At 71.5% G+C, this 23,620-nt stretch carries 15 protein-coding genes; 3 read left to right on the top strand and 12 right to left on the bottom strand.

From position 1 onward, the window contains the following. Window positions 1-271: 271 nt before the first annotated feature. Both G6W55_RS27240 and proS read right to left on the bottom strand, forming a co-directional pair. On the bottom strand, window positions 272-871 hold the full coding sequence (locus G6W55_RS27240; protein ID WP_085214079.1) for a hypothetical protein: 600 nt from the start codon (window positions 869-871) through the stop codon (window positions 272-274). Between the two features lie 260 nt (window positions 872-1,131). Continuing rightward, window positions 1,132-2,547: a proline--tRNA ligase gene (proS, locus tag G6W55_RS27235; protein WP_175523444.1), complete on the bottom strand. Its 1,416-nt coding sequence runs from the start codon at window positions 2,545-2,547 to the stop codon at window positions 1,132-1,134. 216 nt (window positions 2,548-2,763) lie between these two features. Between proS and G6W55_RS27230 the strand changes: the two genes are divergently transcribed. Further along, complete coding sequence (locus G6W55_RS27230; protein WP_175523443.1) at window positions 2,764-3,639, top strand: class I SAM-dependent methyltransferase; 876 nt, start codon at window positions 2,764-2,766, stop codon at window positions 3,637-3,639. Window positions 3,640-3,655: 16 nt separating this feature from the next. Here the strand turns inward: G6W55_RS27230 and ftsH are convergent, their stop codons facing one another. The 6 genes from ftsH to G6W55_RS27200 form a co-directional block, all read right to left on the bottom strand. Next, window positions 3,656-5,593, bottom strand: a complete 1,938-nt coding sequence (ftsH, locus tag G6W55_RS27225; protein WP_175523442.1) for an ATP-dependent zinc metalloprotease FtsH — start codon at window positions 5,591-5,593, stop codon at window positions 3,656-3,658. Window positions 5,594-5,716: 123 nt separating this feature from the next. Continuing rightward, on the bottom strand, window positions 5,717-7,267 hold the full coding sequence (ffh, locus tag G6W55_RS27220) for a signal recognition particle protein (protein WP_175523441.1): 1,551 nt from the start codon (window positions 7,265-7,267) through the stop codon (window positions 5,717-5,719). Between the two features lie 110 nt (window positions 7,268-7,377). Continuing rightward, window positions 7,378-9,831, bottom strand: a complete 2,454-nt coding sequence (locus G6W55_RS27215) for a [protein-PII] uridylyltransferase (protein WP_175523440.1) — start codon at window positions 9,829-9,831, stop codon at window positions 7,378-7,380. Between the two features lie 26 nt (window positions 9,832-9,857). Then, window positions 9,858-10,196: a P-II family nitrogen regulator gene (locus G6W55_RS27210; protein WP_003997576.1), complete on the bottom strand. Its 339-nt coding sequence runs from the start codon at window positions 10,194-10,196 to the stop codon at window positions 9,858-9,860. Further along, window positions 10,193-11,533 (bottom strand): ammonium transporter, encoded by a 1,341-nt coding sequence (locus G6W55_RS27205; protein ID WP_030797826.1) that lies wholly within the window; start codon window positions 11,531-11,533, stop codon window positions 10,193-10,195. Before G6W55_RS27205 ends, G6W55_RS27210 begins: the two co-directional genes overlap by 4 nt. A gap of 336 nt (window positions 11,534-11,869) precedes the next feature. Further along, entirely contained in the window at window positions 11,870-13,354 is a 1,485-nt protein-coding gene (locus G6W55_RS27200; protein ID WP_175523439.1) for a hypothetical protein, read from the bottom strand. Between the two features lie 449 nt (window positions 13,355-13,803). On the opposite strand from G6W55_RS27200, the gene G6W55_RS27195 reads away from it, so the two are divergent. After that, entirely contained in the window at window positions 13,804-14,460 is a 657-nt protein-coding gene (locus tag G6W55_RS27195; RefSeq protein WP_175523438.1) for a bifunctional DNA primase/polymerase, read from the top strand. A gap of 156 nt (window positions 14,461-14,616) precedes the next feature. Here the strand turns inward: G6W55_RS27195 and ftsY are convergent, their stop codons facing one another. Further along, a complete protein-coding gene (gene ftsY, locus G6W55_RS27190) occupies window positions 14,617-15,834 on the bottom strand; it encodes a signal recognition particle-docking protein FtsY (RefSeq protein ID WP_175523437.1) in 1,218 nt (405 codons plus the stop codon). A gap of 130 nt (window positions 15,835-15,964) precedes the next feature. Between ftsY and G6W55_RS27185 the strand changes: the two genes are divergently transcribed. Further along, a complete protein-coding gene (locus tag G6W55_RS27185; RefSeq protein ID WP_175523436.1) occupies window positions 15,965-16,936 on the top strand; it encodes an LLM class flavin-dependent oxidoreductase in 972 nt (323 codons plus the stop codon). Between the two features lie 779 nt (window positions 16,937-17,715). Here the strand turns inward: G6W55_RS27185 and G6W55_RS27180 are convergent. The 3 genes from G6W55_RS27180 to G6W55_RS27170 all read right to left on the bottom strand — a co-directional run bounded on the left by G6W55_RS27180 (window position 17,716) and on the right by G6W55_RS27170 (window position 23,363). Then, the gene (locus G6W55_RS27180) at window positions 17,716-19,131 is read right to left on the bottom strand and encodes a sugar porter family MFS transporter (protein WP_175523435.1); all 1,416 of its coding nucleotides are present in this window, start codon (window positions 19,129-19,131) and stop codon (window positions 17,716-17,718) included. Window positions 19,132-19,323: 192 nt separating this feature from the next. Beyond that, complete coding sequence (smc, locus tag G6W55_RS27175; protein WP_175523434.1) at window positions 19,324-22,878, bottom strand: chromosome segregation protein SMC; 3,555 nt, start codon at window positions 22,876-22,878, stop codon at window positions 19,324-19,326. A 281-nt stretch (window positions 22,879-23,159) separates the two neighbouring features. Next, window positions 23,160-23,363, bottom strand: a complete 204-nt coding sequence (locus tag G6W55_RS27170) for a hypothetical protein (RefSeq protein WP_030793895.1) — start codon at window positions 23,361-23,363, stop codon at window positions 23,160-23,162. Window positions 23,364-23,620: the final 257 nt, after the last annotated feature.

Raw genomic sequence — 23,620 nt, 5'->3', positions numbered from 1 at the left:
GATGGACGCGTCAGCCGGAGGAGAGAGGGGTCCTGTGCGACTGTCGAGTACAGCTAGCCATTGTGCCACACCCGGCCGGCCGCCCCGTGCCGAGGGGACCGGTGAGGAAGCCGGGCATGGCTGGGAAGCATCCGGCGCGCGGAGGGGACGCGCGACGGATGCGGGGTGCGCGGCCGGGCCGTCGCGGGGTGCCGGGAACGGCGGACGGCACCCCGCCGACGCGCCGACCTGAACCGACAGCCACGAGATGCCGGTGCAGGACCGTCCGCGGTTACGCCGCCCCCGCGATCTCCGGGATGCGGAACGGCTTGCCGCAGCCGCCGCACACGATCGGGGCCTGGGCCAGGACCGACGGCACCACCCGGACGTTGCGACCGCAGTCGCAGACGGCCTTGACCCGCACCCCGCCACCGGAGGACCCGTGACGGGCCGCAGGACCGCGGAAGGTACGGCTGGTGTTGTCGGCGGAGGTGGCCGCGGTGTGGGCCTTGAGGGCCCGCTGGAGACGCTCGATCGTCGGACGGTAGCGGCGCTTGGCCTCGGGGTTGAGCGTGACCAGGGAGAAACCACTGCTCGGGTGCGGTTCCTCGGGATGGTCCAGGCCCAGCTCCTCGGCGATCGCGAGGAATCTGCGGTTGTGGTAGCGGCCGGCGCGGGAGGTGTCGCGGACGCCGCGGGCTGCGGCGATGCCATGGACTGCCTCATGAAGCAGTCGCTCGAAGGAGAGCTCGTGACCGCAGGCGGACGACGACTCCCCGATCAGGGATTCTGGCGCGGCAAGGTCCGGCAGCTCGGGGTGGTACCGCTGAATGTCGGCCCACGCCTGTGCCAGCTCTGCGGCGAGAACAGGTGGTGTCTGTGTCGTGCTCACGTAATGACAACGAGCGGAGGTGCCCCCGTGTTCCTATTCCGGGGCATCTCAAATAATTTGCACGTACCCGTCAGTTGCCGCTGATGCGCGGAGACGAGGGCGGGTGCGCTGATCTGCGGAGAAGCCTCACAGCTCACCACAAGGTGGTGCGTAGTCCGCCGTACGCCCCGGCGCGTAGACGATGCCCGCGCGCCGGGGTGAGGACGTTCGGCCGGGGCGCAAGAGGTGTTTCGGCCGCGCTCCCGGCGGAGGGCCCCGTCTCAGTAAGCGCGCGCGACGACCGCGACGTTACCCGGAGCGTCCCCGTCCTCCGGCACCGACCCGTCCTCGGCGACCAGACACCGTACGGTCACCGCGTGCTCGGCCAGCCGGGCCTCGCCCTCCTCGCCGAGCGTCGCCCACGGAATCCGCGCCCAGCCGCCGGACACGGCCGCCTCCACCGCCTCCTCGACCGTGGACACTTCCGTCGTCCGCGACTCCCGGCGCTCCCGGGACTGCCGCAGCAGCAGCGCCTGGTCCTCCTCCAGCATCCCCGGCAGCAGCTCCACCAGCCGGTCGACCGCCACCGGCTCCTTGCCGCCCGGGATCCGGCGGGCCACCATCGCGGTGCCGTTCTCCAGGTCACGGGGCCCGATCTCGACCCGCACCGGCACCCCCTTCAGCTCCCAGTCCACCGCGCGCCGCCCGAACGGCACGTCCGTACGGTCGTCCACCCGCACCCGGACACCCGCCGCCCGCAACCGGTCGCCCACCTCACGGACCTCGGCCAGAACCGCCTCGTCCCCCTTGATCGCGAGCACCACGACCTGGATCTGCGCCAGCCTCGGCGGCACCCGCAGACCGTCGTCGTCGCCGTGCATCATCACCAGCGCCCCGATCATGCGGGTCGTCGACCCCCACGACGTCTGCCACACCAGCTCCTGGGTGCCCTCCTTCGACAGGTACGACGTGTTGAACGCCTTCGCGAAGTTCTGGCCCAGCTCATGACTGGTCGCCATCTGGAGCGCCTTGCCGTCCCCCATCATCCCTTCCAGGGTGAGGGTGTTGACCGCCCCCGCGAACCGCTCCTTGACGGTCTTGCGCCCGGGGACCACGTCCATCGCCAGGACGTTCACCATGAAGTCCTCGTAGACCCGCCGGTGGATGTGCGCGGCGAAGTCACGCGCGTCCTCGTACGTCGCGTGCGCGGTGTGCCCCTCCTGCCAGAGGAATTCGCTCGTGCGCAGGAACAGCCGCGGCCGCAGCTCCCACCGCACCACGTTCGCCCACTGGTTGATGAGCAGCGGCAGATCGCGGTAGCTCTGCACCCACTTCGAGAAATAGTCGTTGACGATCATCTCGGAGGTGGGCCGGACCACCGCCGGTTCCTCCAGCTCCTTGCCGCCACCGTGCGTCACCACGGCCAACTCCGGCGCGAAACCCTCCACATGATCGGCCTCACGGGCCAGATACGACTGCGGGATGAGCAGCGGGAAGTACGCGTTCTGCGTACCCGTCTCCTTGATGCGGGCGTCCATCTCGGCCTGCATCCGCTCCCACAGCCCGTAACCGTACGGTCGGATCACCATGGTGCCGCGCACCGGACCGTTGTCCGCCAGCTCGGCCTTGTTGATCAGATCCTGGTACCAGCGCGGAAAGTCGTCCGCGCGCGGGGTGAGAACAGGTGCCTTCGCCATGGCGTGATGGTACGGGCCCGCGTTGCCGGAATGTGAATTTTCGCCACAGGCACATGCCGTCCCCAAGCAGGGCCACGCAACCCCTGGACGCGCGCCCGGACGGGGAGTTACCTGGCATACGAGGGCGGTGCGGGACACCGCGCGGGGGCCACCTGATCAGGACCCGCGAACTCAGGCACGGCGACAGACTCTCTCGGCGGATTGGGGCGCTTTTCCATGACACCTGTGCTCGTGCGGCAGCACCTGCCTCACGCGGGGCCGGTGCCCCGCGCGGACCAGGGTGCACGCGCGCGTGACTGGTCCGAGATCCAGGAACGCATGCTCGTTCCGCTCTACGAGGCCGTCCACCAGCGACTCGACGTGGGACCGGACACCCGGCTCCTCGCCCTCGGCTGCGGCTCCGGACTCGCCCTGGTGATGGCCGCCTCCCGGGGCGCCGCCCTCACCGGCGTCGAGCCCTCCTCCCCCGCCCGCCTCGCCCTCGCCCGCGAACGGCTCCAGCCGGACCGGCCCGACGGCCCGCACCACGGCGGCGCACACCCGCGTACCGGCATCCGGCTCACCGACCGGCTGCCCGCCGACCGGCCCGGCCCGCGCACACCCGCCCACACCCTCGTCACCGCCTTCGAACCCATCGGACGCGTCGCCGGAGACGCGGAGGCACTGACCACACTCCTGACCGCCGCGGTCCCGCTGGCCCGGCGCGGCGCCCCCGTGGTCCTCACCGGCTGGGGCCCGCCCGAGCGCTGCGCCACCACCGCGGTCCTGCGCGTCGCGGCCCGGCTCGCCGAACAGGACCGCGGCACCGTCCGGCTGCGCCCCGCGCTCCGCGACGACCTGGAGGAGGTCGCCCAGCGGGCCGGACTGCGCCCCGACGGATCGGGCCGGGTCGCCTGCCCCTTCGGCTACGCCGACCTGGACAGCGCCCTCAAAGGGCTGCTCTCCACCGGCCTGTTCGACGCCGCCGTCACCGCCACCGACCAGGCCCAGGTCGAGAAGGAACTCACCGAGGCCCTCCACCCCTACCGGCGCCCCGACGGCACCGTCTGGATGCCCAACGTCTTCCGGTACCTGATCGCCCGCACCCCCTGAGGCCCCGAAGAACGCCTCAGGTCTCCGACTTGCTCAGCCGGGTGATCCCGGCGATGCGGTACGCCTCCGCCTCCTCCAGCGTCTCGTTCTCCAGCAGCGCCTCGGCCAGCGCGTCCAACTGGGCACGATGGTCCCGGAGTTTGCGGCACGCCTCCTCGTAGCACTCGTCCACGATCCGGCGCATCTCATGGTCGATCGCGTCGAGCGTGGCCGGCGCCGCCGACAGACCGTACGCCTGCTGCGCGTCGCTCGGCAGCGCGGAGAGCCGGCCCACCCGCGGGCTCATCCCCCACCGGGCCACCATCCCGCGCGCGATGTTGCTCACCTGCTCCAGATCGTTCTCCGCACCCGTCGTCACCACGCCGTACACCTCGTGCTCCGCCGCCATCCCGCCGAGCGCGCCGATGATGCGGCCCCGCAGATACTCCTCGGAGTGCGCGTACCGCTCCACCTCCGGAGTCGACAGCGTCACGCCCAGCGCCCGCCCGCGCGGCACGATGGTGATCTTGCGAACCGGATCGGCGCCGGTCTGGAGCATCCCCAGCAGCGCGTGACCGCTCTCGTGATACGCGGTCCGCCGACGGTCCTCCTCCGGCATCACCAGCGTGCGCTCCGCCCCGAGCTGCACCTTCTCCAGCGCCTCCGACAGATCCGACGCCGTCACCTGCTTCTGCTTGCGCTTGACCGCGATCAGCGCCGCCTCGTTGGCGAGATTGGCCAGATCCGCACCGGTCATCCCCGGCGTGGTCCGCGCCACCTGCGTCAGATCCACGTCCGCGGAGAGCGGGATGTCCCGGGTGTGGATCCGCAGGATCGCCTCGCGCCCGCCCCGGTCCGGCGGCGACACATTGACGACCCGGTCGAAACGGCCCGGCCGGGTCAGCGCCGGATCCAGGATGTCCGCACGGTTCGTCGCCGCGATCACCACGACACCCTCCGAGCCGGAGAAGCCGTCCATCTCGGTCAGGATCTGGTTCAGCGTCTGCTCCCGCTCGTCATGACCGCTCACCGACGCACCCGCGCCACGCACCCGCCCGATGGTGTCGATCTCGTCGATGAAGATGATCGACGGCGCCACCTTGCGCGCCTCCGCGAACAACTCCCGCACCCGCGACGCGCCCACACCGACGATCATCTCGATGAACTCCGACGCCGACGCCGAGAAGAACGGCACCCCGGCCTCCCCCGCCACCGCCCGCGCCAGCAGCGTCTTCCCGGTGCCCGGCGACCCCGCCAGCAGCACCCCGCGCGGCATCTTCGCGCCCATCCTGCGGTAGACGTCCGGATGCTCCAGGAAGTCCACGACGTCGTCCAGCTCGCCCTTCACCTCGTCGATACCGGCCACGTCCGCGAACGTCGTGCGCTGGGTGCCCGGCAGCAACTCCACGGGCTTCGGCGGCGTCTTCCGGCCGAGCATGCCGCCCGCCCCGCCCGGACCGCCGCCGAACCGCCGCGCGAAGAAGATCCACACCGCGACCAGGATCACGATCGGCACCAGCGACAGCAGCAGGTTCGGCAGCAGCCCGCGCTGCTGCACCACCGGCCGCGCCGTCACCGTGACGTCGTGCCGGTCCAGGCTCTGCCAGAGGTCGTCGTCCGCGAACGCCGGACGCTGCGTCTCGAACCGGGTGTACTCACCGTCCCCGTCGGGATCCTCCCGGGCCTCCTTGAGCTGACCCTGGATCGCGTCGCCCTTGGAGTAGATCTTCTCGACATTGCCCTCGTCGACCTGCCGGCTGAACTCCGTGTACGAGATCGTCGGCTCGTCCCCGCTGTCGAGGTAGTTCAACCCGATGTACACCGCCAGGAACACGATCACTGCGGTGACGGCGAGCCCCCACCACCGGCCGCGCATCCTCCGGCCGCCCGAGCGCCTCGGGGGCTCCTCGGGGGTTCCCTCGGTGCGCCACGGCTGATCAGGTGCTGCCCTGCGGGGTGGCACGGCATTGCCCATATCTGGACGTTACGGCACATGGAGTACGTCGGCATGCGCTGAGGACGCCAACCCCGTACGCGCCGAGGGCGCCCTCCCACGCGGGGAGAGCGCCCTCGGGGCGACACCGGGCGGCGGAAGCCGTCAGCCCATGAACTTCTTGAACTCGTCCGGCAGCTCGAAGTCCTGGGCGCCCTGCTGGGGCAGCCCGAACGCGTTGCCGCCCTGGGCGCCTGCCTCCCGGCGGCGGGCCGCCTCTTCCTCCTGCTGCTTGCGCTTCATCGGGTTGCCCGAGCGCTGCTTGCCCTTGGCCTGCTTCGGCTGCTTCTTCTGCCGGCCGGGGCCGCCGCCCATGCCCGGGATCCCCGGCATACCGGGCATGCCGCCGCCCTGAGCCATCCGGGACATCATCTTGCGGGCCTCGAAGAACCGCTCGACCAGACCCTTCACGGCGCTGACCTCGACACCGGAACCCTTGGCGATACGGGCGCGGCGCGAGCCGTTGATGATCGTCGGGTCCTGGCGCTCGCCCGGGGTCATCGACTTGATGATCGCGGCGGTGCGGTCGACGTCGCGTTCGTCCAGGTTGTTGATCTGATCCTTGATCTGACCCATGCCGGGCAACATGCCGAGCAACTTCGAGATGGAGCCCATCTTCCGGACCTGCTCCATCTGGGCCAGGAAGTCGTCCAGGGTGAAGTCCTGGCCCTTCTTGGACGCCAGCTTGGAGGCCATCTTCTCGGCCTCTTCCTGGCTGAACGTCTTCTCCGCCTGCTCGATCAGGGTGAGCAGGTCACCCATGTCGAGGATGCGGGAGGCCATCCGGTCCGGGTGGAAGGCGTCGAAGTCGTCGAGCTTCTCGCCGTTCGAGGCGAACATGATCGGCTTGCCGGTGATCTGCCGGATCGACAGCGCGGCGCCACCGCGGGCGTCGCCGTCGAGCTTGGAGAGCACCACACCGTCGAAGCCGACGCCGTCACGGAAGGACTCCGCGGTGTTGACGGCGTCCTGGCCGATCATCGCGTCGACGACGAACAGGATCTCGTCGGGCGAGACGGCGTCACGGATGTCCGCGGCCTGCTGCATCAGCTCCTGGTCGATGCCGAGACGGCCGGCGGTGTCCACGATGACGATGTCGTGGACCCGGGCCTTGGCGAACTCGATGGAGTCCTTGGCGACCTGGACCGGGTCACCGACGCCGTTGCCCGGCTGCGGGGCGTAGACGGCCACGCCGGCCCGCTCGGCGACCACGCTGAGCTGGTTGACGGCGTTGGGGCGCTGGAGGTCGCAGGCGACGAGCAGCGGCGAGTGGCCCTGTTCCTTCAGCCAGCGGCCGAGCTTGCCCGCGAGGGTGGTCTTACCGGCACCCTGGAGACCGGCCAGCATGATCACGGTGGGCGGCTGCTTGGCGAACCGCAGCCGACGGGTCTCACCACCGAGGATGGTCACCAGTTCGTCGTTGACGATCTTGAGGACCTGCTGGGCCGGGTTCAGGGCCTTGGAGACCTCGGAGCCGAGGGCCCGCTCCTTGACGTTCTTGATGAACGTCCGCACGACCGGCAGGGCCACGTCGGCTTCGAGCAGCGCGATGCGGATCTCGCGGGCGGTGGCGTCGATGTCCGCCTCGGAGAGCCGTCCCTTGCCGCGCAGGTTCTTGAAAGTCGCTGAGAGGCGATCGGAGAGGGTATCGAACACGGCGGCGTCGGTCCTTGAGGTCGGCGACAGTCTGGGCTGCCCTCCAGGGTATCCGGCTCGGCAGCCAATTCGTCCCCGCCCGCTGTGATCAGCGGGCGGGGACGCGAAGGTCACGCCCTCAGTGTCTCCTCCAGCTTGCGTGCCACCGTCGTGGCCTCCTCGCCCGGCAGGGGCGAGCCGTCGGCACCGGTGACGTAAAAGGCGTCCACCGCGTTCGCGCCCAGCGTGGACACGTGCATGCTGCGCACGCGTACCCCCGCGTCGTCCAGGGCCGTGCCGATGCGGAAGAGGAGGCCCGGGGCGTCCTGGGCGCGGACCTCGATCACCGTGGCGTGGCGGGAGGCGGCCGGGGCGACCGTGACCCGGGGCGGGGGCGCGATGACGCCGCGCCGCCGGGGGTAGGCCGCGTCGCGTTCGGCGAGCCGGCCGGCGATGTCCAGGGTGCCGTCCAGCGCGCGGACGAGGTCGGCGCGCAGCCGGGCGGCCTGGGGCAGGGAGCCGTACTCGGCGGCGACCCGCCAGTTCAGCAGCAGGACGGAGCCCTCGACGCCGTCGGGCAGGTCCAGGGCGCGCAGTTCGGCGGTGCGGACGGTGAGGCGGTGCACGGCGAGGACGCCGGCCACGGCGGGCAGGACGCCCTCGCGGTCGGGTACGGCGATGAGCAGTTCCACGCCGAGGGGTTCGGGGTCGCCGGGCGGCTGTTCGGTGTCGTCGGCGGGGGGCTCGGTCTGGGCGCGCAGGGCGAGCACCGGGCTGCCGGTGGCGACGGCCTCGATGGCGAGGCGTTCCTGTTCGGCGGTGGCGGCCGCGGTGGCGGGTTCGTCGGGCTCGTCCCCGGCGAGGACCGCGGCGACGCGTTTGACCAGGTCGGTGACGAGTGAGCCGCGCCAGGTGGACCAGGCGGCGGGCCCGGTGGCGAGGGCGTCGGCCTCGGTGAGCGCGTGCAGCAGTTCGAGGGTGCTCTGGGAGCCGACCGCCTCGGCGACGGAGCGGACGGTGGCCGGGTCCTCCAGGTCGCGCCGGGTGGCGGTCTCGACGAGCAGCAGGTGGTGTCGTACGAGGGTGGACAGGACGGTGACGTCCGCGCGGTCGAAGCCGATGCGGGCGGCGACGTCCTTGACGATGATCTCGCCGGCCACCGAGTGGTCGCCGGGCCAGCCCTTGCCGATGTCGTGGAGCAGGGCGGCGACGAGGAGGAGGTCGGGGCGGCTGACGCGGCGGGTGAACTCGGAGGCGCGTACGGCGGTCTCGATGAGGTGCCGGTCGACGGTCCAGATGTGGACGGCGTTGCGCTGCGGGCGGCAGCGGACCCGCTCCCAGTCGGGCAGCAGCCGGGTGATGAGTCCCTCGGCCTCCAGGGCTTCCCAGACCTCGATGGTGGGCGGTCCCGAGCCGAGCAGGGTGACGAGCTGTTCGCGGGCCTCGGCGGGCCAGGGGGTGGGCAGCGGGCGCACGGTGGCGGCGAGGCGGCGTACGGCGTGCAGGGAGAGCGGGAGGCCGGCCTGGGCGGCGGCGGCCGCGGCACGCAGGGGGAGCACGGGGTCGCGTTCGGGGCGGGCGGCACGGGCGAGCACGACCTCGCCGTCCTGTTCGACGACGCCTTCGGCGAGCGGGGAGCGTTCGGCGACGGGTTTGCCACCGCCCAGCATGGCGCGCAGCCGGGGCCGTACGGCGCGGGAGCGCAGCACGCGGCCGACCTCGCGCCAGGTGACGTCGCTGGCGTACGACACGACGCGGGCGGCCTCGTAGACCTGGCGGAGCAGGGTGTCGGCGTCGAGGAGGCCGAGTTCGGCGGCGACCTGGTCCTGTTCCTGGAGGGCGAGGCGGTCGGTGGCGCGGCCGGTGGCGAGGTGGAGGGCGTCGCGGACGTCGAGGAGCCGGCGGCGGGCGTCGTCGAGGCCCTCGCGGGGGGCGTCGGCGACCCAGGAGGCGGCGACGGCGCGCAGGGCGGTGGCGTCGCGGAGGCCGCCGCGGGCCTCCTTGAGGTCGGGTTCCAGGAGGTACTGGAGTTCGCCCTGGCGTTCGGCGCGTTCGGCGCAGAGTTCCTGGAGTTCGGGGAGGCGTTTGGGGGCCTGGTTGCGCCAGTCGGCGAGGACGGTGGTGCGCAGGGCGGAGGTGAGTCCGAGGTCGCCGGCGAGATGGCGGGCGTCGAGCAGGCCGAGCTGGACCTTGAGGTCCTCGGCGGCGGTCCTACGGGCTTCCGCGGGGGTGCGGACGGAGTGGTCGAGGGCGAGGCCGAGGTCCCAGACGGGGTACCAGAGGCGGTCGGCGAGGGCGGCGACGGCCTTGCTGTCGGCGCCGTCGTGCAGGAGGAGCAGGTCGAGGTCGCTGCGGGGAGAGAGTTCGCCGCGGCCGTAGCCGCCGACGGCGACGAGGGAGATGCCGCGCAGGTCCTCGGCCGCGGCGGTGAAGAGGCCGGTCAGCCATTCGTCGGTGAGCCGGGACAGGGCCGCACGGCGCGGCGGCCCGGACCGCGCCTCCTCGGTGAGGAGGCGCAGCCGGGCCGCCGCGTAGCCGCTGGGTCCCGAGTCCTCTGCATCTTTCCGCATGTCCGTACTCGTCACCCAGCGACTCCTGTTCTGTTCTGCGGTCAGAGCGCGTCCGGGCCGCGCTCGCCGGTGCGGACCCGTACGGCGGTCTCGACCGGGAGGGACCAGACCTTGCCGTCACCGATCTTGCCGGTGCGGGCGGCCTTGACGATGACGTCGATGAGCTGTTCGGCGTCGTCGTCCTCGGCCAGGACCTCTATGCGGATCTTGGGCACGAGGTCGACGGTGTACTCGGCACCGCGGTAGACCTCGGTGTGTCCCCGCTGCCGGCCGTAGCCGCTGGCCTCGGTGACCGTCAGGCCGTGGACGCCGAACGCCTGGAGGGCTTCCTTGATCTCGTCGAGCCGGTGGGGCTTGACGACGGCGGTGATGAGCTTCATGCGTCCACCTTCTTGCTGGCGTCGGCCACCGGGGCCGGGACGGCGGTCGTGCGGGCGGCGCCACCACCGGCACCGCTGAAGTCGTATGCGGTCTCGGCGTGCTCGGCCTGGTCGATGCCGGCGACCTCTTCGTCCTCGGAGACCCGCATGCCGATGGTCTTGTGGAGGAGGAAGGCGATGATCGCGGAGACGACCAGGGAGTAGGCGAGGACTCCGAAGACTCCGGCGCACTGCTTCCAGAACTGGTCGAGGCCGCCGCCGTAGAAGAGGCCCTCGACGTCGGACTGGCCCTTGCCGGTGGCGAAGAAGCCGATCAGCAGGGAGCCGATGACACCGCCGACGAGGTGGACGCCGACCACGTCGAGGGAGTCGTCGTAGCCGAACTTGTACTTGAGGCCGACGGCCGCGGCGCACAGGACACCGGCGATGGCGCCGACGGCGATGGCGCCGAGCGGGGAGACGGCACCGCCGGCCGGGGTGATGGCGACGAGGCCGGAGACGGCGCCGGAGGCGGCGCCCAGCGTGGTGAACGCGCCGTGGCGGATCTTCTCGTAGATGAGCCAGCCGAGCACGGCGGCACCGGTGGCGACCTGGGTGTTGACGAACATCAGCGCGCCGACGCCGTCGTCGTTGCCGAGCCACGAGCCGGCGTTGAAGCCGAACCAGCCGAACCACAGCAGGGCGGCGCCGAGCATGACCAGCGGGAGGCTGTGCGGGCGCATCGGGTCCTTCTTGAAGCCGACGCGCTTGCCGATGACCAGGATGACGCCGAGGGCGGCGGCACCGGCGTTGATGTGGACGGCCGTACCGCCCGCGAAGTCGATGACGCCCAGTTCGTAGGCCCAGCCGCCGGCGCCCCAGACCCAGTGGGCGACGGGGAAGTAGACGACGGTGACCCACAGGGCGATGAACAGGGCCCAGGCGGTGAACTTGACGCGGTCGGCCAGGGCGCCGCTGATCAGGGCGGGCGTGAGGATGGCGAACATCATCTGGAAGATGAGGAAGACGAACACCGGGATGGTGTAGCCGTCCCACAGCTCGGTCAGGCCGATGTTGCTGAGGCCGACCCAGTCGGAGTTCCAGCCGATGACGCTGCCGGAGTCGGTGCCGAACGCGAGGGAGAACCCGTACAGCACCCACAGGATGGTGACGATGCCGAGGCTGATGAAGCTCATCATCAGCATGTTCAGGGTGCTCTTGACGCGGACCATGCCTCCGTAGAAGAAGGCGAGGCCCGGTGTCATCAGCATCACCAGGGCGGAACAGATGAGCATGAAGCCTGTGTTCGCGGACGACAGCGTGGGTGCGTCCGCCGCAAGCGTGATGGCTGATGCCATCGGCGTCTCCTCGTCGTAGGTGCGGCCCCGTGCGGGCATAGCCAGAGCGGGTTGTGAGGGGGTGGGCCGGTTATGCGCCATGAGATTGACGCAGCGCGGTTTCGGTGGACGCCCCTCGTTGTTTCGCCGTCGTGACGAAGGCACCCGGTGCGTTACGCGTCGGTGAACTGGGTGATGTCCGCCGAGCGGATCGTTATCGTGGCGCAACCTTCTCCGAGGGATGCAAACCGGCCGCGGTCGGCCCTCCGATGACCTGGCACGGGGGAGCCGAGTCGGGCGGTTCGGGAGGGCCGGCCGCGGCCGGGGTTCTCGGGTTTTCCTCGGTGGAGGTGCGGTTCAGACGGCTTCGGCGGTCTCCGGGAGTTCGATGGCGAGCCGCTCGGTGAGGTCGATGACCTCGGACAGCTCACCGAACTCGCGGACGGCGGTGTCGACCGTCTTTCGGATACGAGTGTTGACGCGCTCGGAGCGGACTTTCTTGGCCTCCCTCATGGCCTGCTCGGCGAGGGTGGCGCTGTGCTCGGGCTCGCGGCGCAGGAGGTGGACGGTGGCCATGCCGATGAGGTTGAGGACGTAGGACCGCTGGTGGTCGCCGTCGTTCGCGAAGAGTTCGACGGCCTTCTGCATGAGGGGTTCGGCGAGGGAGGCGTAGGCGGGGCTGCGGCCCGCGACATAGGCGAGGTCGCGGAAGGAGTGGCTGTTCTCGCCGTACAGCTCGGCCTCGGAGAAGAAGCGGATCCAGTCGGGGTCCGGCTCGTCCCACTCCTCGGCCTCGGCGAAGGTGTCCTCGGCCATCCGGACGGCCCGCTTGCAGCGCCCCGGCTGGCCCATGTTGGCGTAGGCGCGGGCCTCCATCGCATACAGCATGGACTGGGTGCGGGGGCTCGCGCAGTCGCGGCTGCCGTACTGGGCGAGGTGGATCAGCTCCAACGCGTCCTCGGGGCGGCCGAGATGGATCATCTGGCGGCTCATGCTGGACAGGACGTACGAGCCGAGGGGGCGGTCGCCGGCTTCCTTCGCGGCGTGCAGGGCGAGGACGAAGTACTTCTGGGCGGTGGGCTGGAGCCCCACGTCGTAGCTCATCCAGCCCGCCAGTTCGGCGAGTTCGGCGGCGACCTTGAAGAGTTTGCGGGAGGTCGCCTCGGGTTGGGGCTCCTGGAGGAGGTCGGTGACCTCGTGGAGCTGTCCGACGACGGCCTTGCGGCGCAGACCGCCGCCGCACTGGGCGTCCCACTGGCGGAACATCACGGTGGTGGACTCGAGGAGGTCCAGCTCGGGCCGGGAGAGGCGGCCGCGGGCCCGGCTGGTGGGGACGGACCCGGGCTCCTCGGGCGGGGCCGGCGGGGCGGGCACCAGCCAGCGCTGCATGGGTTCGATGAGGGACGGTCCCGCGGACAGGGTCAGCGAGGTGCCGAGGAAGCCGCGCCGGGCGAGCATCAGGTCGCTGCGGGAGAACTCGCTGAGCAGGGCCACCGTCTGCGGGCCGGTCCAGGGCAGGTCGACGCCGGTCGCGGAGGGCATCTGGCGGGTGGCGCGCAGCCCGAGGTCCTCGACGGAGACGACACAGCCGAAGCGCTCGGAGAACAGCTCGGACAGGATCCTGGGGATGGGTTCGCGGGGGTTCTCGCCGTCCAGCCAGCGGCGCACGCGTGAGGTGTCGGTGGAGATGTGGTTGGCGCCCAACTGTCGGGCCCGGCGGTTGACTTGACGGGCCAGTTCGCCCTTCGACCAGCCGCTGCGCACGAACCACGACGTGAGCAGCTCGTTCGGGCGCTTGTCCGCGCTCGCAGCGCTGTTCCCGCTTCCGCCGTTGCCGCTCACTGGAACGCCCCCATCCCTCGAGACCACTTGTCACTGAGTGCGCCAAGCCCTATCAGAATGCCGGTGATCCCGGCCTCTCGTCCGGCAGTTGTCACCCCTCGAACGGAAACCCGACTTGCCTCCGGCATACCCACAAGCGCGTGTGCTCTCAGGGACCCGCACACTCAAAGTAATCCTACGATCACTGCTCCGGCCATGGCGATCCGGGAAACGCCACCATTCGCCACCCCTTCGAATGAACTCCCGTGGAGCTGTTCACGATTCACTTGACAGTGGACGGCCGAGAGATGGCGGACCGAAGCACTCAGGGGCGCACACGGCAGACCGCACCACCCGGAGCGCTTCCGGACGCCGTCAGCGCACTACGCCCGAAGGGCACCGAAAACACGCAGAGTTACAACGTACGTCCGTTACGTAACCACACCCGCGTCGGACCCGTTGGAGGGGGCATGGGCTTCACGATCGGCGGCATCCGCGAGATCCGCTCCGGCGCGCGCAGGCGCGGTCGCTCGTCCGAGTGCACCGCCGTCGCCGAGTTCACGGGACTGTGGGGCTGGGACGTGGTGCCGGGCGCCCGCGCCGCGGCCGGCGTCTGCTCGTGCGGCCGCCCCTCGTGCCGCGAGCCCGGCGCGCACCCCCTGATCTTCGCCCCGCAGGTGCCGGCCGGCGCCACGCTCGACGACGTCACCCGGGCCTGGTCCGAGTATCCGGGCGCCGCGGTGATGCTGCCGGTCGGACAGGCGTTCGACGTGATCGAGGTGGCCGCGGCGGCCGGGCGCCGCGCGCTGGTCCGGCTGGAGCGGATGGGGCTGCCGCTCGGTCCGGTCACCGTCACGCCCGAGGGCCGCACCCAGTTCTTCGTCGCCCCCGGCGCCGCCGCCGAGCTGACCGGGCTCCTCTACCGCATGGGGTGGGACGACCCGGGTTCCCTCGATCTGCGCGGCATCGGCCCCGGCGCGTTCATCACCGCCCCGCCGTCCGACCGGGGCGGCCTCGGCCCGGTCCGCTGGCTGCGCCCGCCCGCGCTGGACTCGGCGAGCAGGCCCCCGGAGGCCCGGCTGCTGCTGGGCACGCTGGCGTACGTGGCGCACCGGTCACGCGCGTAGCCCTGCCTGGTCGCGCTCCTCCAGCCGTCCGCCCGCCGCGGACACGGCGAAGCGCCCGCTCCCACTGCACCGGGGGCGGGCGCTTCTCGCGTGACCGAGGGATAAACCGGGGGTCGGCCATTCTCGTAGGACCGTAAGGCCGGGGAGTCCGTGGGATCAGTCACCGATCAGGGCGTCGACGAACGCCTCCGGCTCGAACGGCGCGAGGTCGTCGGGGCCCTCGCCGAGCCCGATGAGCTTGACCGGGACGTTCAGCTCGCGCTGGACGGCGATCACGATGCCGCCCTTGGCCGTGCCGTCGAGCTTGGTCAGCACGATGCCGGTGATGTCGACGACCTCGGCGAAGACGCGGGCCTGCACCAGGCCGTTCTGTCCGGTGGTCGCGTCCAGGACGAGCAGCACCTCGTCGAGCGGGGCGTGCTTCTCGACGACCCGCTTGACCTTGCCCAGCTCGTCCATGAGGCCGGTCTTGGTGTGGAGGCGGCCGGCGGTGTCGATGAGGACCACGTCGACCCCCATCTCCTTGCCCTCCTTCACCGCGTCGAAGGCGACGGACGCGGGGTCGCCCGCCTCCGGCCCGCGCACGGTGTGGGCGCCGACCCGCTCGCCCCAGGTCTGGAGCTGGTCGGCGGCGGCGGCCCGGAAGGTGTCGGCGGCGCCGAGGACGACCGTACGGCCGTCGGCGACGAGCACGCGCGCGAGCTTGCCGGTGGTGGTGGTCTTGCCGGTGCCGTTGACGCCGACGACCATCACGATGCCGGGCTTGCGGTCCTCGGGCTCGGTCTTCACCGTGCGGTCGACGTCGGTGCCGACCAGCTTGAGCAGTTCCTCGCGCAGCAGGGCGCGCAGTTCCGCGGGGGTGCGGGTGCCGAGCACCTTGACGCGCTCGCGCAGCCGTTCGACCAGTTCCTGGGTGGGCATGACGCCGACGTCGGCGGTGAGGAGGGTGTCCTCGATCTCCTCCCAGGTGTCGTCGTCCAGGTGCTCACGCGAGAGCAGCGTGAGCAGGCCCTTGCCGAGGGCGTTCTGGGAGCGGGAGAGACGGGCGCGCAGGCGGACGAGCCGCCCCGCGGTGGGCTCCGGGATCTCGATCTCCGGAGCCTCGGCGGTGAGGTCGGAGGGCGGTTCCTCGACCGTGACCCCGGCCGGGCCGCCGCCGTCGGGTAGGTCCACCTCCTCGATCGTGCGGCGCGGTTCGTCGCGCGGTGTCTCGGCCTCGTCGCCGACCTGCGGCTCGGCCGGGGGTGCGGTGATGTCGGGCGCTGCGGGGGGCGGCGGGGGCAGCGACTTCTTCCGCCGGCTGCCGACGACGAGCCCGCCGAGCACACCGAGCACCAGCACGGCGATGACTACAGCAAGGATGACGGTTTCCATAACCCGTCCAGTATGCGTGAGCGCCCTGCGCGGAAGCGGTCGCCGGTGCGTCCGAACGGGCGGTACCGCACCCCTGGATACCTGACGAAGCGTCAGCTAATCTCCCCCTCCACCACGAAGGGGGCCTCCCATGCCCGTCACCGTCGTCCGTTTCAACCTCGTCGCCCCCGGCGCCTCCCCCGCCGAGCTGGGCGCCCGCTACCGGGCCGCGCTGGAGATGGCCGCGTACGCCGACGGGCACGGGATCACGACCGTGCAGACCGAGGAGCACCACGGGGCCGAGAACAACTGGCTGCCGTCGCCGTTCGCCTTCGCGGGCGCGGTGCTCGGGGCGACGCGGCGGCTGGCGGTGACGGTCTCGGCGGTGATCGGCCCGCTGCACGATCCGCTGCGGCTGGCCGAGGACATCGCCGTACTGGATCTGCTGAGCGGCGGCCGGCTGGTCACGGTCGCCGGGATCGGCTACCGGCCCGAGGAGTACGAGCGGGCGGGCGTCGACTGGAAGCGGCGCGGCCGACTCCAGGACGAGTTGCTGGAGACCCTGCTGAAGGCATGGACGGGCGAGGAATTCGTGTACCGGGGCCGCACGGTACGCGTCACCCCGCGCCCCTTCTCGGACCCGCACCCCCTGCTCCTGGTCGGCGGCTCCTCCCAGGCCGCCGCCCGCCGGGCCGCCCGGCTGGGCCTCCCGTTCTTCCCCAGCGCGCACCTGCCGGAACTGGAGGGCTACTACAAGGAGCGCCTGGCCGAGTACGGCACGGAGGGCTGGACGATGATGCCGGCCCCGAACACCCCTCTCCTCCACATCTCGGACGACCCGGACCGAGCCTGGGCCGCCTACGGCCACCACTTCCTCCACGAGGCCCGCACGTACGCCTCCTGGCAGTCCTCCGAGATCCGCTCGGCGGTCCGCTCCACGGCCACGACGGTCCCCGAACTCCGCGAGGAGGGCGTCTACCGCATCCTCACCCCGGCGGCCTGCACCACCACCGCCCTCGACAACCTGGTCCTCCACCCCCTGGCAGGCGGCATACCGGTGGAAGAGGGCTGGCGCAGCCTACGGCTGTTCGCGAAGAAGGTGATTCCGGCGCTGGAGGGGTGACATGGGGGGCGCGGGTCTCCGCATCGGCCGCGGGACGCCTGAACCGGCGTCCGGCACGGGCTGACTGGTGGACGTGGGGCGCCTCGACGCCGCCGGCGGGTGCAGGCAGGCAGCCGACCGCGACCAGCCGTCGGAGGCGGGGCGGCCGACCTCGCTGACCGACAGACGCCGGGCGCCGGATCGGATCGACCGACGGACGCGGCACGCCTCGACCCCACCAGCCGGTGCAGACAAGGCGGCCGACCCGACCAGCCGGCGGGCGCTGCGTCTGGATCAGGCCGCCCAGTGGGCGCGGCACGTCTCAACCCCGCCAGCCGGTGCAGCCGAGACGGCCGACCCGACCAGCCGACGACGTGCAGCAGTCGACCCCACCGGCCGGTGGGCGCGCCGCGTCCCGACTCCGCTAACCAGTGGACGCGACGTCTGGATCAGGACGCCCGGTGCGTATGGAATGTTCGAACCCGGCAGGACAGCAGGCGCGGGACTCCCGCCACGGCCCGCCAGGGCCTGGCGCCCGGCGCTGGACGGATGGCGCCGACTGACAGGGGGCGCGCCGGATAACCCGTTCCGGCCGGTCACCGACCGACCCGGCACCGTCGCATCGGACGGCCCGCCCACGCCGCAGGGTCGGCGCAGGCAGCGTCGGCCGGGAAGCCGGATACCGCCCCCGCCCCCGACACACCCCCGCCCCCGCCCCGGGATTGACCGGGTCAGGGGCGGTGGTGGGGCGGGGAAGCGGGCGGCGGGGTGGTGGCCCGGCTCCCCGGGTCGAGGGGGTGTCAGCCCATTTCCTCCAGGGCCTTGCCCTTCGTCTCCTTGACGTAGCGCAGGACGAACGGGACGGAGAGCGCGGCGAAGGCCGTGTAGATGACGTAGGTGACGGAGAGGTTCCAGTCGGCCAGGGACGGGAAGCTCGCCGTGATGGCCCAGTTGGCGATCCACTGCGCGGAGGCGGCGACGCCGAGGGCGGCGGCGCGGATCCGGTTGGGGAACATCTCGCCGAGCATGACCCAGACGACCACACCCCACGACAGGGCGAAGAAGAGGACGAAGACATGGGCGGCGATCAGGGCGATCCAGCCCTGCGCGGCCGGGAGCCGGCCGTCGACCAGGTCGAAGGAGAAGGCCCAGGCCTCCAGCGCGAGGCCGATCACCATGCCGACCGAGCCGATGACCGCGAGCGGGCGGCGGCCGATCCGGTCCACGAAGATCATGGCGATCACGGTGCCGACGATGTTGATGATCGACGTCGTGAACGAGTAGAAGAACGACTCCGTCGGGTCGACACCGACCGACTGCCACAGCGTCGAGGAGTAGTAGAACGCGACGTTGATGCCGACGAACTGCTGGAAGACCGACAGACCGATGCCGGTCCAGACGATCGGCTTGAAGAAGAAGCCGCCGCCGAGCAGGTCCTTGAACGCGGACCTGTGCTCGCTGTTCATGGCGTTCTCGATCTCCGTGACGCGTGCGTCCAGGTCACCGCTCTCGCCCTCGACCTCGGCGAGGATCTCCCGGGCCCGCTCCCGCCTGCCGACGGAGATCAGAAAGCGCGGGGACTCGGGGATCGCGAAGGACAGCAGCCCGTAGAGGACGGCCGGGACGACCATCACGCCGAGCATGACCTGCCAGGCCTCCAGACCCATCAGGGTGCCGCGCTGGTCGCCGCCCGAGGCGTTGAGGAGACCCCAGTTGACCAACTGCGAGACGGCGATGCCGATGACGATCGCGGCCTGCTGGAAGGAACCGAGCCGGCCGCGGTAGGCGGGCGGGGCGACCTCGGCGATGTAGGCGGGGCCGATGACCGAGGCCATGCCGATGGCGAAGCCCCCGACGACCCGCCACAGGGCGAAGTCCCACAGCGAGAACGGCAGCGCCGAGCCGACGGCACTGACGGTGAACAGCACGGCCGCGATCTGCATGACCCGGATCCGGCCGATACGGTCGGCGATCCGGCCGGCCGTGGCCGCACCGACCGCACAGCCGATCAGAGCGATGGCGATGACCTGCGCCAGAGCCGCGGACCCGATGTCGTAGCGGTCCCGGATCGCCTCGACGGCACCGTTGATCACGGAACTGTCGTAGCCGAAGAGGAACCCGCCCATCGCGGCCGCCGCCGCGATGAAGATGACATGCCCGAGATGATCGGGATGTGCCGTCCCGGGTCCTGACTTCTGTGCCTGCGCTGTGGTCACGTTCCACTCCCTCGTGGGGCCTCCAGATAGGTGGTACCTGAAGGTAAATCCAACGTTGCAGAGACTATGCCTTCAAGTCTCAAAATCAAACGTGGGGAAATGTGAGAACGGAGACACAAGAACGCCACATGCGTTCACTTCTTGAAGCCAGCAGTCCTGAAAGCGAGCGGCCCTGAAGTGTGAGCGGCGCGCTCAGCGCAGCCGCTGGCTGATCACCTTCGACACCCCGTCGCCCTGCATGGAGACGCCGTACAGCGCGTCGGCGACCTCCATGGTCCGCTTCTGGTGCGTGATCACGATGAGCTGGGACGCCTCCTGGAGCTCCTGCATGATGCGGATCAGCCGCTGGAGGTTGGTGTCGTCGAGGGCCGCCTCGACCTCGTCCATGACGTAGAACGGACTGGGCCGGGCCTTGAAGATCGACACCAGCATGGCGACGGCGGTCAGCGACCGCTCACCGCCGGACAGCAGGCTGAGCCGCTTGACCTTCTTGCCCGGCGGCCGCGCCTCCACGTCCACGCCGGTGGTGAGCATGTTGTCCGGGTCGGTCAGGATCAGCCGTCCCTCGCCGCCCGGGAAGAGACGGCTGAACACGCCCTCGAACTCGCGCGCCGTGTCCCGGAACGCCTCGGTGAAGACCTGCTCGACCCGCTCGTCGACTTCCTTCACCACCTGAAGGAGATCGGCACGCGTCTTCTTCAGGTCCTCCAACTGCTCGCTGAGGAACTTGTGGCGCTCCTCCAGCGCGGCGAACTCCTCCAGCGCGAGCGGGTTCACCTTGCCGAGCTGCTGGTACGCCCGCTCGGCGGCCCGCAGCCGCTTCTCCTGCTCGGCGCGGACGAACGGCACCGGCTGGTTGCGCGGGTGCTCGGGGTCCTCCGGCAGCTCCTCGCCCTCGGCGGGCGGCGACGGCGGGACGAGCTGGCGGGGGCCGTACTCGGAGACGAGCCCGGCGGGCTCCACGCCCATCTCCTCCAGCGCCTTGGTCTCCAACTGCTCGATCCGCAGCCGCTTCTCGGCGCCCAGGACCTCGCCCCGGTGCACGGAGTCCGTCAGCTTGTCCAGCTCGGCCTTGAGATCGCGCCCGGCGGTCCGGGCGGCGGCCAGGTCCTGCTCACGGCGCGCCTTGGCGGCCTCGGCGGCCACCCGCTCCAGGTCGGCGCGGCCGAGCGAGACCTCGACATGGGCGAGCAGTTGCCGGGCGCCGGAGGCCACGGCCTCGGCGACGGCCGCCTCGTGGCGCAGCCGCGCCCGCCGCTGCTCGGCACGCGCGCGTGCCTCGCGTTCGGCGCGGGCGGCCCGGTCCAGCGAGTCGGCCCGTCCGGCGAGCCCCTTCACCCGCTCCTCGTGGGTACGGACCTGGAGGCGGGCCTCCATCTCGGTCTGGCGCGCGTTGGCCCCGTCGGCGGCGAGCCGGTCCCGCACCGAGGTGTCGGGCTCCTCCTCGACCGGCATCTCCTCGGCCACGGCCAGCCGTTCGGCGAGCACCTCGGCCTCCTCGACGGCCCGCTCCAGCGCCTCCTGCGCCCGGGCCGCGGCGGCGGTGGACCGCTCGGCCTCCCCGGCCGCGCCGCGCGCCTGCCCGGCGAGCCGGCCGAGCTGCTGGGCGACGGACGACTTCTCCCGGTCGGCGGCCCGGCGCCGCTCCCCCAGCTCCTCGACCAGCGCGGCGCACTCCGCCCGGCGCGCGGCGGCCTCCTGCTGCGCGTGGGTCAGCTCCGTGCACCGTACGGCCAGTTCGGCCAGTTCCGCGGCGGCCTCGTCGACGGACGCCTGCACCTCCAGCAGGCTGGGCGCGCCGGCCGACCCGCCGTGCGCGAAGTGCGCCCCGAGCAGATCGCCGTCGGCGGTGACGGCGGTGAGGCCGGGCCGGGCGTAGACGAGTTCCTCGGCGTCCTCCAGCGTCGGCACCACCACGATCCCGCGCAGCAGCGTCCGTACGGCGGCCATCAGCCCGTCCGGCCCCCGCACCAGATCGGCGGCGTACGGCGGCCCGTCCTGCGGTGCCGCCCGCTCCGCGGGTCCGGGGGCGCCGTCCAGCAGGAGGGCCGCGCGTCCCGCGTCCTGCTTGCGCAGCAGCCGGATGGCGTCGGCGGCGGCGGTGGGTCCGCTCACGGCGACGGCGTCGGCCGCGGCGCCGAAGGCGGCGGCGAGCGCGACCTCGTGTCCGGGGACGACGGTCAGCAGTTCCGCGGCGGGGCCGAGCAGTCCGTCCAGCCGGTCGCGGGCGCCGAGCAGCGCGCCGGTGCCGTCCTTGCGGCGCAGGCCGAGGGCGAGGGCCTCGTGGCGGGCCTGGGTGGCGGCGCGCCGGCGTTCGGCCTCGGTGACGGCCTCGCGGGCGGCGGTCAGCGCGGCCTCCGCCTCGGCGAGCCCGCGCTTCGCTGTGTCGTGGTGCCCGGCGAGTTCCGCGTCGCCGGCGTCGAGGCCGTCGACCTCGGCCTGGAGGGTCTCGTACTCCTCCTGGGCGGTGACGGCCCGCTCCTGGGCCTCGTCGCGGGCTGCGGCCAGCCGGTCGATCTCGGCCTGGGCGGAGGCGGCGCGCGAGCGGGCCGCGTTGACCTGGCCGTTGAGCCGGGCGAGGCCCTCGCGGCGGTCGGCGATGGCCCGGGCGACGTCCTTCAGCCGCCGTTCCTCGACGGCGAGTTCGCGCTCCAGGTCGGCGCGGTGGGAGACGGTGTCGTCGAGGGCGTGGCTGGCCGCCTCCAGGGCGGCCTCCAGCTCGGCCTCCTGCTCGCGGACACGGGCGGCCTCGCGCTCCATGTCCTCGGGGTCGCGGCCGCGCCGCTCCTCGGGCGGCGCGGAGGTGGCGCTCTTGATGCGGGCGTCGGCCAGCGAGATCGTGCCGCGGACGCGTTCGGCGAGCTGGGACAGCTCGTACCAGGTCTGCTGGGCGCGCTGGAGACGCGGCGTGAGCTGCCGTACCTCGTCCTCCAGCAGTCCTTCGCGCTGGAGCGCCCTGCGCAGCTCCTGTTCGGCGGTCTCCTTGCGTTCCTTGAGGGCGGCCTCGTCGGCCACCTCGGCCTGGAGCGCCTCGCGCAGCCGTACGAGGTCGTCGGCGAGGAGGCGCAGGCGGGCGTCGCGCAGGTCGGCCTGGATGACCGCGGCTCGTCGGGCCACCGCCGCCTGGCGGCCCAGGGGCTTGAGCTGGCGGCGCAGCTCGTCGGTGAGGTCCTGCACGCGCGCGAGGTTGGCCTGCATCGCGTCGAGCTTGCGCAGCGCCTTCTCCTTGCGCTTGCGGTGCTTGAGGACGCCCGCGGCCTCCTCGATGAAGGCGCGGCGGCCCATCGGATCGGCGTGCAGGACGGAGTCGAGCTGGCCCTGGCCGACGATGACGTGCATCTCGCGGCCGATGCCGGAGTCGGACAGCAGGTCCTGGATGTCGAGCAGCCGGCAGGTGTCGCCGTTGATCTGGTACTCGCTGCCGCCGTTGCGGAACATGATCCGCGTGATGGTGACCTCGGCGTACTCGATGGGCAGGGCGCCGTCGGAGTTGTCGATGGTCAGGGACACCTCGGCGCGGCCCAGCGGGGGGCGGCCGGTGGTCCCGGCGAAGATGACGTCCTCCATCTTGCCGCCGCGCAGGGACTTGGCGCCCTGCTCGCCCATGACCCAGCTCAGCGCGTCGACCACGTTGGACTTGCCCGAGCCGTTGGGCCCGACGACACAGGTGATCCCCGGCTCGAACCGGAGTGTGGTCGCCGACGCGAACGACTTGAACCCTCGGAGGGTCAGGGCCTTGAGGTGCACGGCGCTGGACTCTACCTTCCGGGCCGGTCTCACTCCATGAACGCCTGCCGCCCCTCGGTTTCACCCTTGAACGCGCAGGGCAGACCACACGTTGTAGAGACTGGGAGGAGCAGACGGGGGAAACGGGAGTCGTACGACCGGGGGAACGGCGGGAAGACGGCGGGGGAAAGAACGAAGGGACGCCGAGGCGTCCCTTGCAACTTCTGACAACTTAAGCGGTCCGACGCGGTTGATATGTGCCGCCCGACCTCTGCATGTGCTGTCGTGGAGCGGTGCAGCGATCAGGTGAGCGCAGGCTCCGCCTGGTGTGCGTCGATGCTCTCCATGAACCTGTCGTGAGAAGCGGCAGCCGTCAGAGCGTCGTTCTCGGCCTGGATCCGTCCGAGCTCGGATTCCAGGTCCTGGACGCGCTGCTGGAGCCGTCGCATCTCGGCGAGGAGTCGCGGGTCGGAGCCGCCGACGTAACCGAGAAGCGCCTTTGCCATGATGGATGGTCCTCCACACTGAGTGACCGACCGAAGCGGTGTGGGTCGTGAGGGATTCGCACCCGCGGTGTCTGGAAGGATCTTGTTCGTGCTGCCGTTCATCCATGCCAAACAGCGGAGGTGCGCGGGGCTTTCAGCGTCTCACCAAAAAGTTTGACGGTCAACACGATCACGCCCCGTATTGGCGGGCAACCCGTTGCCGCGCGGCCTGAACGGCGGCGCTGCGGCACCCTCGGGACCCTCGGGCGTGGCGATCA

It is taken from the genome of Streptomyces sp. CAI-85 (assembly GCF_013363615.1).
GTDB lineage: Bacteria > Actinomycetota > Actinomycetes > Streptomycetales > Streptomycetaceae > Streptomyces > Streptomyces antibioticus_B.
Note: the sequence above shows the minus strand (reverse complement) of the source record. Positions and strands in the feature narration are given on the sequence as shown.

Bases quoted from the DNA above. Each gene is read 5' to 3' on its own strand.
- proS (WP_175523444.1), bottom strand. From the start codon at position 2,547: ATGGCGAAGGCACCTGTTCTCACCCCGCGCGCGGACGACTTTCCGCGC.
- G6W55_RS27185 (WP_175523436.1), top strand. From the start codon at position 15,965: ATGCCCGTCACCGTCGTCCGTTTCAACCTCGTCGCCCCCGGCGCCTCC.
- ftsY (WP_175523437.1), bottom strand. From the start codon at position 15,834: ATGGAAACCGTCATCCTTGCTGTAGTCATCGCCGTGCTGGTGCTCGGT.
- G6W55_RS27210 (WP_003997576.1), bottom strand. From the start codon at position 10,196: ATGAAGCTCATCACCGCCGTCGTCAAGCCCCACCGGCTCGACGAGATC.
- G6W55_RS27230 (WP_175523443.1), top strand. From the start codon at position 2,764: ATGACACCTGTGCTCGTGCGGCAGCACCTGCCTCACGCGGGGCCGGTG.
- G6W55_RS27205 (WP_030797826.1), bottom strand. From the start codon at position 11,533: ATGGCATCAGCCATCACGCTTGCGGCGGACGCACCCACGCTGTCGTCC.
- G6W55_RS27170 (WP_030793895.1), bottom strand. From the start codon at position 23,363: ATGGCAAAGGCGCTTCTCGGTTACGTCGGCGGCTCCGACCCGCGACTC.
- G6W55_RS27195 (WP_175523438.1), top strand. From the start codon at position 13,804: ATGGGCTTCACGATCGGCGGCATCCGCGAGATCCGCTCCGGCGCGCGC.
- ftsH (WP_175523442.1), bottom strand. From the start codon at position 5,593: ATGGGCAATGCCGTGCCACCCCGCAGGGCAGCACCTGATCAGCCGTGG.